This window comes from Thermococcus sp. AM4 (genome assembly GCF_000151205.2).
In the GTDB taxonomy this organism is placed as follows: domain Archaea; phylum Methanobacteriota_B; class Thermococci; order Thermococcales; family Thermococcaceae; genus Thermococcus.
Genome location: NC_016051.1, coordinates 272,081 through 286,065, shown reverse-complemented (window position 1 = coordinate 286,065; position 13,985 = coordinate 272,081). Strand labels below are relative to the sequence as shown.

The window sequence follows — 13,985 nt, the reverse complement described above, 5'->3', positions numbered from 1 at the left end:
GTGGTGTGCTGTGAATAAGGGGTCGCTGTTTCTTATCCTTCTGCTCCTAACGGCCCTCCTTGGAGTGAGTTCTCCCGTGGTTAAAGCGAGTGATGGCGGGCCGTGGTGGGTTAAGAGTTATGGCGGCTTTAACCATGATGAAGCTACTGCGGTTGCCTTAGCTCCAAACGGGGACATTATTGTGGCAGGCTGGACTGAAAGCTTCGGCGCTGGTTATTATGACGTTTGGGTTCTTCGCTTGGACGAGAATGGTAACGTGAAATGGCAAAAAACCTACGGCGGGAGCGATTTGGAGTGGGCTAATGCGGTTGCCGTTGCCCCAAACGGGGACATTATCGTGGCTGGAAGAACTGAAAGCTTCGGCGCTGGTGGTAGGGACGTTTGGGTTCTCAGGCTTGATGCTAATGGTAACGTGAAATGGCAGAAGACTTACGGCGGGAGTGATTGGGATGAGGCTTACGCGATTGCCATTGCCCCAAACGGGGACATTATTGTGGCAGGCTACACTGATAGCTTCGGCGCTGGTTATTATGACGTTTGGGTTCTTCGCCTAGACGAGAATGGTAACGTGAAATGGCAAAAAACCTACGGCGGGAGCGATTTGGAGTGGGCTAATGCGGTTGCCGTTGCCCCAAACGGGGACATTATTGTGGCAGGTTACACTTTCAGCTTCGGCGCTGGTAGAGAAGACGTTTGGGTTCTCAGGCTTGATGCTAATGGTAACGTGAAATGGCAGAAGACTTACGGCGGGAGTGATTGGGATGAGGCTTACGCGATTGCCATTGCCCCAAACGGGGACATTATTGTAGCTGGAGAAACTAAAAGCTTCGGCGCTGGCAATAAAGACGTTTGGGTTCTTAGGCTTGATGAGAATGGTAATGTGAAATGGCAGAAAACATACGGCGGGAGCGAGAGTGATGTGGCTCATGCAGTTGCCGTTGCAGAGAACGGGGATATTATTGTCGCTGGCTGGACTAAAAGCTTCGGCGCTGGGAGTTTTGACGTTTGGGTTCTTCGTTTGGACAAGAATGGTAATGTTAAATGGCAGAAAACCTACGGTGAGGATGGTTGGGATTGGGCTACCGCTGTTGCCATAGCTCCAAACGGGGACATTATTGTGGCAGGCTACACTGATAGCCTCGGCGCTGGCTGGGATAACGTTTGGGTTCTCCGCCTCCCGCCGGACGGAAACCTGCCCAACTGTGACTTTTGCCAAGATTCAAACGCCCAAGTTAAGAATACAAACGCTCAAGTGGAATCAACGGACGCTGAGGTGAAAGAAAGCGACACCGAAATACACGACACTAACGCCGTAATCACCGACACGAACGCTCAGGTAACAACGCTGTGGGGGACGGGAACGCTCGAAGTTACCTCAGATCCCTCTGGAGCGAAGGTCTACGTTGATGGGGATTATAAAGGGAAAACACCGCTAACCCTTGACCTAACGCCGGGAACTTACACCGTAAAGCTCACTAAGGACGATTACCGGGATTACAAAACAACGGTAACTATCGAACCGGGCAAAACTGAGAAGCTTGAGGTGACGCTCTCAAAAGAGCCGGGAATGCTGAAAATAACCTCCAACCCCTCAGGAGCCAAAGTCTACATTAACGGCGCCTACGCCGGAACAACACCCTTAATCCTCAACCTGACTCCCAAAACATACACAATAAAACTCACCAAGGACGATTACGAGGATTACACGACGACAATAACCCTTTCACCCGGAGAAACCAAAACAATCTCAGCGACCCTAAAGCCAGCCTACGGTTATTTGAGCATTGAGAGTGATCCTTCTGGAGCAGAGGTTTACATCGATGGCTCTTACGCTGGTGAAACCCCCATAACCAATTACAAGCTTTCTCCGGGCGAGCATGAAGTGAAAATCAAAAAGAACGGTTACGAGGAGTACACAAAAACCGTAACCATTACAGCTGGCAAGACAACAACGTTAAGCGCTTCTCTCGTACTCCTACCCCCACCAACCTCAAGCACCACAACAACCTCGGGAATCACAGCCACATCGAGCACCACAAACCCAACAACTACTACAACCACAACTCCCCCCGCCCCCAGCTCGGAAACTTCTCCAGCCCAAACCTCCAACAGTTCAGGCTTCAACCCCCTCTACATCGCCGCCGTCATCGGACTCCTCCTAATCGGCGGCGTCGCTGCTAAAACCAGAGGCGGAAAACCAAAACCCCAGAAACCAGCGCCAAGGGAAAACGACCTCGAAAGACTTCTCACCAGGGCGGAAACCCTCGACCCAGTTGAAAAGGCCATAGCCCTCGCGGAAGCCCTCCCGGTGGCCAGAAAGACCTCACCCGAAAAAGAGGCCGAGATCAGGGCGAACCTCACGAGTACCCTCGACGAGGCCGAGGAACTCCTCCTCGCAATGGCCGGAGAAAAGCCGGAGGAGGCGTTAGAAAACCTGAACCGGCTCAAAAAGGCACTGACCGGGGCGGGAATGGAGAAGCGCGCCCGCAGGATCGAAGAAAACCTCCTCCTCAAGCTCGAAAAACAACTCAAAGAGATAACAGCCCAAATCGAGAACTTAACCGCCCGGGGAATGGTTGAGGAGGCAAAAGGAAAGTACAGGAAAGCCCTCAGGATAGCAAACTCGCACCCCTCCCTCAAGAAGGAGCTCAACAACGCGGTGAACTCGGTGATCTCTAAGTTCCTTGAGGAGGGGGATGCACTGGCCTCAAGCGGGCAATACGACCGGGCTGTCTCCACATACCTGAAGGCCATGCCCCTGGCCGAACTCCTCGGAAAGGAGAAAGAGATCAAAGAGAGAATTGACAGGGTGAAAGCCCAGAAAGAGCTCGCCAGAGACCTTGAAAAGCTTTCAGAACTCATAAACAAGGCGAAAGAGCTCATCGAGAGGAGATCCTACGGCGAGGCCGTCTCGGTCCTCAACGAGGCGATGGTCCTTGCTCCAGCCCTCGGAAGGGCGGAGGAGGTGGAGTCGCTCCTCGACTCCCTCCGGACGCGCATGGACAACCTCGTCTCGCAGGGGGACGGGGCCCTCGAAGAGAACGACCTCACGAGGGCCCAGAAACTCTACACCGAGGCGCTTGAGATAGCGCAGGCAATAGGCGAGGGCGAAGAGGCCATAAGGGATCGCCTCTCAAAGCTCGAAGAGAAGAGGAAGCTCGAACTCCTCAGGGAGAGCGTCAGGATCACCGTTCCGGAGGAAATGCTCCATAAGGCCGAGAACGAGGTCTCGATAATAGTGACGAACAAGTTCTCGGATCCGCTGAGCTTAACCGTCGATCTGAGCGAGAACACCGACTACTTCGAGCTGAGCGAGGAAAGAGTAGAGTTCCCGAGGATAAGGCCCGGCAAGACGATAGGCGAGAGCGTGACGGTTAAGCCCAAGTTCCTCGGCGACTTCGACTTCACGATGAAGGTCGAATCGGAGAAGGGCTCGCTCTCCCACACCTTCCCGGTGAGGGTGAGCAGGACCGCCAGGGTCTCCGCGAGAACCCCAACGCCGTTAACGAGCACGCCCATCCTCAACCCGGTTGAAGCACTCCAAGAGCTCTACTCCGACTTCCAGTACATTGGAGAGGGCGGCTTCGCGAGGGTTTACAAGGCCAAGCGCAAGGACGGTAAAGTCGTCGCCCTCAAGATCCCGAAGACCCTCGACCCGGCTATTGGAAGGGCGTTCGTGCGCGAGATAACCAACTGGCTCCACTTAAAGCATCCCAACATCGTCGAGCTCTACGACGTGAACGTCATCCCGGTTCCCTATCTGGAGATGGAGTACTGCGAGGGCTCCCTCGCAAAACTCCGGAAGCCCCTGCCGGTTGATGAAGCTTCGCTGATCGTCTTCAACATCGCCGAAGGTCTCAAGTACGCACACTCCAAGAAGATCGTTCACCGCGACCTAAAGCCGAGCAACGTCCTCCTGAAGAATGGCCTGCCGAAGATTAGCGACTGGGGATTGAGCAAGGTTCTTGAGGAGAGCATGAGCGCGACGACAACGACGAGCTTTACCCCCTTCTACGCCGCCCCGGAGCAGATCGATAAGAAGTACGGCCACACGGACGAGAGGACCGACATCTGGCAGCTCGGGGTGATCTTCTACGAGCTCGTAACTGGAAGGCTCCCGTTCGAGGGCTCGCTCAGTCAGGTTATGATGGGCATCCTCAGGGACGATCCGGTTCCGCCGGGCCAGATTAACCCCGCGGCCAAGGAGGTTGAGCAGATCATCATGAAAATGCTCGCCAAGAGGAAGGAGGATCGCTACCAGTCGGTGGAGGAACTCCAGCGCGACCTCGCGAGGGTTCTCAACATGACATATTCCGAGAGCCTGAGGAAGAGCAAGACCCTCGGCGACAGGAGGAGGGCGGTTTATTACCTCACGGAGCTCCTCCTCATCAACCTGAAGACGAACAACGCGGGAGAAGCCTACAAGTACGCGAGCGATTTAGCGTTTTACGTTGGCGGTGAGCTGAGGGATGAGGTCCAGAGGCTCGCGGATCAGATCAGGTTCAGGCTTGAGGAGGGCCTTGAGGTTCCGCCCGAGCTTGTCGAGAAGGCCGGGATAATAATCCACAGGATCAGGCTCGGCTTCGGAAAGCCCTGAGCCCTCACTCCCGTTTTTTACTCCTTCGAGTTAATTAAAAATCGCAACGTTTTTGGCAGATTTTTAACCATGTGGATCTCCCGTACTTTGTTGATACTTTATTGAACATCTCCGCTCGATTTCGAGTTAAAATGTCCCGGAAGGACTGATTCAACCGGCGGAAAGCAAAAACCATTTATTCTCTAACGCCATAATACTCAGGAACCTAACCCGCTCGTCATGGCGGAAGGGCTTTGGCGAAATCCAGATATAGTGCCAAAAGCCCACAACCAAATATCTCCAAAATGGAGAAAAGTTTAAATAGGATGAACAACAAATAAGTGGCAGTGGTGCGTATGGGATACATCCTCTTTGTCGCGTACGATAACGACGCCGAGAGGAAGCGCATCGACTACCTCCTCGACAAATGGTCATCTAAGGCCACCGTCAAAAAGCCAAAGGGCATGGTCTTCTACATTGAAACCGACGAAGCCCAGGGTTTCCTTGAGGAGCTCTTCTCAAGGCTCGAAGGGAACGCCGAGGAGAAAGTTGAAGTCTACGAGGCAAAAGAGGTAAGGAAGACCGTGAAGGCGAGGAAGAGAAGGCTTGAATACACCATAGAGGAGGAACCGAAGGTCGTTGAGCGCTTCTTAGACTACCTGCTCTCCAAGATGAACGCGACCCAGGTGGAATCGAGCGGGGAAGAGAAGACGTACAGCGTCTACACCCGAAAAGGCAGGGGGACAATAAGGCTCAGGATCCAAAATGGGGGAAGAACATTTGTGCTTTTCGAGATCGAGGGGTATGGAGATGTTGTTGATCTTTTGGCAGATAGGATAGATGAGGAAATGAGGCTGTTCGCGGGTGGTTGAGATGGGGCTGTTCGAGGAAGGAAGGACTGACTGCGTTAAGGAACTGCTCCGCCCGGCGGAGAGGGTTCTGAAGGAAGGGCTGGACATCGCAACCGAGGACTACGGGAGAAGGGAAAGGCTCTGGAGGCAGATAAAGGAAAACTACGACCGTTATCTTGACGGAGAATGCGGCGACTTTCTCAAAGACCTCGACAGACACTTTCAGGCCAAGTTCGAGGGGGCCCTGGCGATACTCGCCTGGGCCTTCAGAGAAAACGGGGAAACCTACCTTCCGGCCAGCAGGAGGTACAAGGACAAGGAGCTCGACGCGGTTGAGAGGGTTCTCAGCTACAACGTCTTCGAAATCTACACAAAGGAAGACATCATGAAGATGATAATGCACAGGGACACCAACGTCCTGAACCTTCTGAGGGACTATTACCGGGGCGTGGACAGGTGGATAGACGAGTTCCTCAGGGATCCAAAGGTCAGGCTGGCGCTGAGGTCCTTCCTTAAATCCAAGTGGGACTCCTACAGGGGCAAGGTAAACGCCGCCCTCGGCGAGGCGATCGAGCGCTTCGACTGGATGAGAGATTACCTCATGATGGAGGACGAGAGGACTGAAGCTGTTGAGAAAACCTACAGGCGTCAGGTGGAGAACCTGAGGAGACAGCTTGAAGAGCTCAGGGGCAACCTCGAGAGGGAGAAAGAGGAAATAAGGAGGAAGATAGAGAGCGCAAAGGCCGAGGAAATCGAGAGACTGAAGAGAGAGAAAGAGGAACTCAGGAGGCAGTTCGAGGAGGAGAAGGCGAGGCTCATCGAGGAGATCAGCAGGATGAAGGACGAGGAAGCGAGGAGAACCCTTGAGGAAGAGCTGGCCAGGATGCAGGAGGAGATGATGGCGAGCGTTAAGGCCATGGAGGAGGAGATACGGAGAAGAGAGCTCGAACTCAGGCAGAAGGAGATGGAGCTCCGCAGGAAGGAGCTCGAACTGAAGGAGAAGGAGGACGAGGTTTCGAGGCGGATCAGGGAGGTAATGGAGCTCGCCGGAAAGGTCGAGAAGGGCTCGCGCTTCGTGAAGGTCGACGAGGCCAAGATGCTGGAGATGAACTTCACGGGCAGAATGCTGGCCAAGTTCAAGGATGAGGTAAAGCTCCTCGGGAGGACGTTCAAGGTCGAGGCCGTTGAGGAGAGGGCGACCTTCGACAAGGGGCGCTACGAAGGAAAGCTGAGCGAGAGGGACATCAAGAACCTCCCGGACAACACCGAGGTCGTCGTCAGGCTGAGGGAGAAGAAGCTCCTCGGCAAGAAGGAGGAAATAACAGTCAGGGCGCGCTTCTACGGAAGGCCGGAGCGCTACGCCGATGTCGGCTTCGACACCGATCCGCTCGAACTGGCGGACATCAACGCCCTCCTCGTGGACGCGAAGAGGGAAGCCAAGAACGGCCGCGTCGTCCTCCTCGTTGCGTCCCCGACTGGCTTCGAGAAGAGAATCGCGAACTACATCAACTCGAACGAGTTCCACAGGAACTTCATCTCCGAGAACGTCTCGTTGGCCCTGCTCGACCTCGAAAGCGGGGAGCTGATCTACAACCCGCACGACGAGTACGCCAAAGCCTTCGAACCGATGCTCCGCCTTGAGCGCGATGAAGAGCTCCTCGCCAAGGTCAAGGAGTTCCTTGAGGGCAGAATTCTGGAGAGGGGCTACGTCAGGCTTGAGGAGGCCGTTGAGCACTTCGCCGAGGACCTTGTGAAAAGGGCCTTCCAGGAGCTCAGGAACGAGAAGGGCTACCTCACGAAGTTCATCGAGGGGGTCGGCTACGTCCTCGTGAAGGAGGGGTTCCTCTGAGGTGAAAGGGGTTTTGAGCATGCCGAGCGTCATCGAGGTTAAGGAAAGGCTCAGGAGAGCCCTCGAAAAGCACCCGGACTTCAGGATACTGAACGACACGCCGCCCGCCTTCCGGTACAGGGTTGTGAGCAGGGGAGAGGTGATCCAGAGCAGGGACGAGGAGAGGAGGCTGAACTTCGTCGAGAGAACTGTTGAAGAGTACCTCGACTTCGAGCCCCTCGAACGGGCCGCAAGGAGGAACTCCTCGCCGGGTGAAGCTTTCGTTTTTCACCCTAACGCTCATGGAGGTGTTTGAAATGAGAATCCGGGACATGTTTGGAAGGAAAAACACTATCGAGAAGCTCTCCCTTAGGGAACTCCAGGCAGAGGAGATACGGCTGAAGAACAGGCTTGAGCGCCTTAAGAAGGACCTCAACCAGATCGAGAAGAAAAAGAAGCAGCTCTTCCAGGAGGGCATCGGGGCGGACAAGCTCAAGAAGAAGATGCTGGCTCAGGAGATCAAGAGCCTCGACATGGAGCAGAAGCTCAAGCTCAAGGACTTCACAATGGCCCAGAAGCAGTACACCCTCGTGAAGAACCTCATCATCGTCAAGAAGTACGAAAAGGAGCTCAGGAAGGTCGGCCTCTGGGAGAAGCTCAGCAAGGTGGAGCCCGAGCAGCTTGAGCAGGCGCTCATAAAGATCAACCTCGACGGCAAGGAGTTCGACGAGATGGTCGAGGGTCTCAATAGGGTCTTCGAGATGGAGATAGCGGAGTTCGAGGAGGGCGAAGACGAGACCGAGAGGGAGCTCATGAAGGCCTGGAGCCAGGTCGAGGCAGGGGAGGCCGACGTAGAGGAAGTCGCGGAGAAAGTCGTTTCGCTCGACAGGGGCATTGAGGAGGAAGAGGAGTTATGAGTTTCTTCTCCAGATTTTTTGGAAAGAAGAACCCCCTCGACATACCCCTTGGCAAGCTCAACGAGAGCAGGATAAAGCTGGAATACCAGATCCAAAAGATTGAGGAGGAAATAGCCGCGATAGACCGCGAGATAGCCCGGCTTTTCGAACAGGCAAAGAGAGCCAGAACCAAGAGTGAGGAACTCACGATAGCGACCAAGATCAAGACCCTCAACAGACGCAAGCAGAACCTCCAGAAGACGCACATGCAACTGAACAAACAGCTCATGCTGGTCAGCAACCTCGCGATAATCAAGGAGAACGAGGCCTTACTGAAGGGAACACCGACCTGGGACCTGCTTAGGAACATGTCCCCTGAGGAACTCGAAAGGCACCTGGCGGAGATGCAGCTCGACGCCCAGAACTTCAACGAGAACCTCAACCAGATGCTCGGTATGACCGACCAGACGATCGGGGCGGGCGTTGAGTTCGAGGAGGACGAAGAATTAGCGGAGATCATGAAGACCATCCATGCGGTCAAAGAGGGTGAACTTGAGCCAGAGGTCGCGGCCGAGAAGGTGACGGGGGAGGAGCGCGAGAAGAAAAAGGAGGAGTGGATGGAGGAGTTTTGATCTTTATTTCTCTTGAAGAGGAGATTTGAAATAAGCCCCATATTAAATCAGCTAAACATCTTCGGAGTTGGCGGTGAGAGCATGAGAAGAAAGATTATAGCAATGATATCGATTATCCTTCTAGGAGCAATGATCTTGACATTTGGATTTAAATTGCCAACTGTATCTGCCCAGTCCGATCTCAATTCAGAAAATTCGGAATTTCCATTGATAGGTGTAGTACTACTACTTATTGGACTTGGCGGAATTGGATTGAGGCTTAACCAGAGAAGGGCTCTAAAGGCAAGCTATCTTGAATCAATAAAACTCATTAAAGAAGCCGAAAAATCCGTCTTTATCGAGGAAACCAAGGAAGTTCTCACAAAACTGAGGGAACTTCGTGCCGAGCTTGACAATGCGTATTGGAGTAAGGATAAGGAAAAAATATCGCAGATACGAGAGGAGCTATCTCAATATGTTTCCATGGTAAAGGAAATATATTCCAAGTACAATACAACAAAGGAAGAGGTTATTAACCAGATAACCAACATACTAAGCATAGGCTCCGCTCCCAAGATAGAAGCCTCGGGAGGAGGTGAAAATCGTGAAGGTTAATTTTTATATGGAGGGGATATGAATGGCAAGTTTGGGACAGCTGAAAGAGGTGGAGAAATACCTTCCCAGAATAGCCCGCTATATGCGGCTTGACCTTCCGGGTTCAGATCCAGAAACCTCAAAAAAATACCTTGAGGACATAAAAGCCGCCCTTCAGCTCGATGATACGGAGCGCGCGCTTAAACTCGCCAGAGAGGCTTTCTACCACGTTGCTCCAGATCCGGAGTTTATCCTTAGCAATGCTCTAAAGTTAAGGCACGATGGGGAAAAGCTTCTCAGATCAAAAAAGTTCAAAGATGCCATTGCGAAATTTGACGAGGCAATAACCAGATACTTAGAGGCAATTGAAATTGTATCTATAAAAGAAGAAGAGAACGGAGAAAGAGCCAGAAAACTACAGAACACACTTGAAACCACAAGAAATCTTCGCAACATAGCCAACTTCAGAATGATATTCAAAAAGATAAAAGATGCAAAAACCGAGAAGGAGCTATGGGATGCGCTCAAAGAACTTGAAAGAGCAGAAGTCCCCATGGAGGACGACAGATTTGATGCAATTTTAACGGCACACAAGAAGATAATCCGCCTCCAGCTCCAAGGTGTTGTAGACCTCATGACCGATGCCGCATCAAAGTTCAGGGAGGAAAACTGGTATTCGGCCAAGAAAGCCTTCGAAAAGGCCAAACAAATACTCGAGAACCTTCTCACCACCGCCAAGAAGTACCAGCTCGAGGAAGAAGTTGGCATGATCGGCGAACTCCTGAAAGCATGTAATGAAGACCTCCGTGGAATTGAAGAACTTCTGTACAGCGGTGAAGCCCCCAACGGCTGGAAACTGCGCATCCCGAGCAAGGAGAGCTTTAAGGTAACCGAGGAAAGCATTGAAGAGGAGTTCTTCGACCACTCCATAAACTTCGAGACCCGCTTGGAGCAGATCAAAGAGAAGTACGTAATAACGCGGCTCATCGGTGAGGGTGCATTCTCCTACGTCTATGAAGCTAAAAATCCGAGAGGTCAGCGGATAGCCCTAAAGGTGTTGAAGTATCTCGACAAGGAATCAACATCATCGTTTATGCGTGAGTTTGCAGCAGCACAGAAACTGAACCATGAAAACATCGTCAAAGTTTACAGAGCCGACCCGAGACTGGGATATCTTGAAATGGAACTCGCAAGCGGCAACATAGATGACGTGCGGAAGCCATTGGAACCCGTGATTGCGGGCAGAATAATATTTGAGGTCAGCAGGGCACTCCACCACGCTCACTCCAACGGCGTAATTCACAGAGACATAAAGCCAAGCAACATGCTGTTCTTTGGCTCCATTGAAAGGGTAAAGCTGGGAGACTGGGGACTGGCGAGACTGGCATCCCGGGCCACGAGAAAGTCTTCGCTGGTCAGGCACAAGACCATACTCTACTCATCCCCAGAACAGATAGTCAACCCAGAGAATCTGGACGCGAGGAGCGATATTTTCCAGCTGGGCATAGTATTCTACGAGCTCCTAACGGGCATTCACCCGTTCAGCGCTGATTACGAGGGTACCATTATGCACAAGATACTCAACGAGAATCCCGTTCCCCCATCCCACCACAACCCCAAGTCACTGCCCTTCGACGATATCGTCATGAAAATGCTTGAAAAGGATCCAGAAAAACGCTACCAGACAGTTAAGGAACTCCAGAATGACATAAAGGACGTCCTCATCAAAATGGGGGTGAGAATAAAGGCGAGCTTGGGGACGAGGGAGCGTGTTAGGATTATCGCTGAAAACGTTATGCTCAGACTGACCACAGTTATTGAAGGATCAGCAAAGAACATCACCGAGGAATTCGCTGACATAGTGAAAGAGCTTGAAGAGCTGCACCTTGAGACAGGGGATCCATCGATCAAAAACCTGATGGAACAGTTGAAAACGATGGCAGAGATGGAGGCCAAGCCTTCAGAGGAGACTCTTAAGGAAGCCAAGCTGATACTCAAGAGGTGGGTATAAAGGGGGTGCCAAAAGATGAGGATACTGAAAAAAGATGCGGAAAATCTTAAGCAGAACTGGACATGGTTTTTTATCTTCTTGGTCATCTCCAGTCTGGTACCGTCCACACCAGCGGTTGCTGCCCCTGCCTCCTCTGGAGATCTCGCCTTGAAGGTAAACCAAAGCATCTCGGAAGCAAACTTAAGCCTGATACTGCTTGAGAACTATTCACCCACACTTGAATTCAATATAACTGAAATCGAAAAGCTTCGCAACGAAACCCTCAGGGCCAGGATACTCCTGACACAAGGAAACGTCACCCTCGCCAATGAAACGATTTCCTCGGTATGGAACAGCATAACCAGTATCATAAACTCGAAAGTGAGAGCATTGAATGAAAGCCTCTCAACACTGAAAGAGAAGGCATTGAATTACTCCATGGAATGTTCTAGTGTCATGAAAGAGATCCAAAACGAAACAGAAAAGCTTGCAGATTTACCTAAAACGTTCTATAACGTTACGGAAGTTAACGAAACATTAAAACAACTCGCTTCACTCAACTCGAAGATCCAGGACATTAGAAATGAACTAAATTCGTGCATTCAAAGAGTTGACAAAATTAGGAGGATAAAAACCAAGGAGACATTCATAGACATGGTATTAAAAGCAAGTTCTGGGCTTCTATCAAAGAACGAAAGTGAGAAGTTCATAAACCAGCTGAAAGAGATAGACGGACTCATTAAGTCCGGAGATATAACTAGGGCTTTCAACGATGTAATCGCAGAGCAGAAACAACTACTTAGCTTGATCAACGAAAAAATAGAGAACCTCAACGGCAAAATTAAATCTTCCTGTCCGTACATCAAACCCCTCCTGACCATAGACATCCGAGAAGTCATGAATAGTAATAACCGGAGTTTAGTGATCAGCAGGATACGGGAGATTAACAGGACCAAAGATGAGCTTGAGCAATGCATCTCCCTACAAGAAAATATCAAACTGGCGAACAGAACCCTCTCAATACTCGAAAAATACCAGAACAACCTCAAACTCAACATGACAATTCTGGAGGGCTATTTCAACGAGGCCCTCAACGGGATAAAAGGGGGCAACTTGACATTAAGCCAGCTGATGCTGGAACGGTTCTGGAATACCACGGCGGATTCTTTAAATAAACTTGCCGCGGAAACAGAGAACCGGACAATCAGAGAAGAGCTAAAGCAGCTGACCTGGCGCATAATGGAGAAAAACTACCCTTCTGTTACCGAGAAACTTGATGATGTGCTGAGTATGACCTTCTCAGGTTCACCCACTCCCTTCCCGGGAGGGACAACGACTACCACAACCACGACTACCAGCATAAACACCACAACTACAACAACTCCGATAACTACAAAACCGTCCATGAACGCCACGACAACGAACTCAACAGCCGGAAACATGACCGGTTCTACTACTTCCGCCAAGCATTCTGGGGGGATTAACTGGACGTCAATTCTGAAAATTGTAATCTTAGTTCTACTGGGAATACTGGTACTTTTGGCCGCAGCATGGTTCGGGCCGGAAGTATACTACAATTACAAACAACAGAGACAGCAGAAAGCCAGGATAAAGGCTGCGGAAGAGGCCGTGAAGATAATGGGTGAAATCCTAAGGGATTTACAGAAAAAAGCAAAACAGTTGGGGATAACAGATTCCCCCACAGTATACGGATTGCTAAACGAAATGCAACAACTCTATTCCCGGGCGGTCTCCAGCTTTAGGAGGGGGGACTACGTGACGCCAACGAGGATACGGGACACATTCAGCGTCAAGGCTGCCAAGCTAAACTCAATAATCGCGGCCTACGAGACAACATTTAGCCTCACAGACGAAGAGTTTAAGAAGCACGTTGCAGCCAAAAGCTACATTGGAAGGAGAGACAATAACGAGGACTACTACATCGCCAAGAAAATTGGCGGTAATATCCTCCTTGCAGTTGCCGATGGAATGGGTGGACACCTCGCAGGAGAGGTCGCCAGCAGAAAGGCCATTGAAATTTTGGAGAAAACCTTAGAGCGCAATAAGGCTGAGAATCCAGAAAAGATTCTGAAAGAGGCCATCAAAAAGGCCAACGATGAGATATACATTATGGGCCACGATCCGGATCACCCGGAGAGATACAACATGGGGACAACGCTAACGGCCGCAATCATCAGGGGAAATAACGCAACTATTGGAAATATTGGAGACAGCAGAACCTACCTGATCAAAAAAGATGGAACGATCAAACGGCTGACCAAGGATCATTCATTTGTTCAAGAGCTCGTGGACAGAGGAGAAATTACCGAAGCCGAGGCGAGGGTACACCCCCAGAAGAACGTTTTAACAAAAGCCATAGGGATCTCCCCAGAAATAAGAATCGATCCAGGGGATATCAACACAATTCAACTGAAGGAGGGAGACTACCTTCTACTATGCTCGGACGGTCTCAGTGACGTTTTGACAGACGAGGAGATAGCAAAAACCGTTGTTACTTCTCCATCGCTAGAAGAAGCCGTGCAGACGCTAATAGAAAAGGCTTACAGCTTCGGTAGCACGGACAACATCACTGTCGTGCTTTATAAACATCCAAGACTCAAAAGATGAAGTGCAATCCA

Annotated in this window: 9 protein-coding genes; all 9 read left to right on the top strand. The window is 51.2% G+C overall.

What is annotated here, in order from left to right:
• Positions 1-10 precede the first annotated feature (10 nt).
• The 9 genes from TAM4_RS11865 to TAM4_RS11485 all read left to right on the top strand — a co-directional run bounded on the left by TAM4_RS11865 (position 11) and on the right by TAM4_RS11485 (position 13,974).
• Positions 11-4,597 (top strand): PEGA domain-containing protein, encoded by a 4,587-nt coding sequence (locus tag TAM4_RS11865; RefSeq protein ID WP_083820397.1) that lies wholly within the window; start codon positions 11-13, stop codon positions 4,595-4,597.
• A gap of 335 nt (positions 4,598-4,932) precedes the next feature.
• Positions 4,933-5,448, top strand: coding sequence for a hypothetical protein (locus TAM4_RS01525; RefSeq protein ID WP_014121472.1), 516 nt, complete (start codon positions 4,933-4,935; stop codon positions 5,446-5,448).
• A 1-nt stretch (position 5,449) separates the two neighbouring features.
• Complete coding sequence (locus TAM4_RS01520; RefSeq protein WP_014121471.1) at positions 5,450-7,276, top strand: hypothetical protein; 1,827 nt, start codon at positions 5,450-5,452, stop codon at positions 7,274-7,276.
• 19 nt (positions 7,277-7,295) lie between these two features.
• Positions 7,296-7,571: a nucleotidyltransferase domain-containing protein gene (locus tag TAM4_RS01515; protein ID WP_048149671.1), complete on the top strand. Its 276-nt coding sequence runs from the start codon at positions 7,296-7,298 to the stop codon at positions 7,569-7,571.
• 1 nt (position 7,572) lies between these two features.
• Positions 7,573-8,172, top strand: a complete 600-nt coding sequence (locus tag TAM4_RS01510) for a hypothetical protein (protein WP_014121469.1) — start codon at positions 7,573-7,575, stop codon at positions 8,170-8,172.
• Positions 8,169-8,783 carry a hypothetical protein gene (locus tag TAM4_RS01505; protein WP_014121468.1) on the top strand — a complete coding sequence of 205 codons (615 nt, stop codon included), beginning with the start codon at positions 8,169-8,171 and terminating at the stop codon, positions 8,781-8,783. The genes TAM4_RS01510 and TAM4_RS01505 overlap by 4 nt, the downstream gene beginning before the upstream one ends.
• 81 nt (positions 8,784-8,864) lie before the next feature.
• Entirely contained in the window at positions 8,865-9,377 is a 513-nt protein-coding gene (locus TAM4_RS01500; protein WP_048149668.1) for a hypothetical protein, read from the top strand.
• A 22-nt stretch (positions 9,378-9,399) separates the two neighbouring features.
• Complete coding sequence (locus TAM4_RS01495; RefSeq protein ID WP_014121466.1) at positions 9,400-11,367, top strand: serine/threonine-protein kinase; 1,968 nt, start codon at positions 9,400-9,402, stop codon at positions 11,365-11,367.
• Positions 11,368-11,382: 15 nt separating this feature from the next.
• The gene (locus TAM4_RS11485; RefSeq protein WP_014121465.1) at positions 11,383-13,974 is read left to right on the top strand and encodes a Stp1/IreP family PP2C-type Ser/Thr phosphatase; all 2,592 of its coding nucleotides are present in this window, start codon (positions 11,383-11,385) and stop codon (positions 13,972-13,974) included.
• The last annotated feature ends 11 nt before the right edge of the window (positions 13,975-13,985 follow it).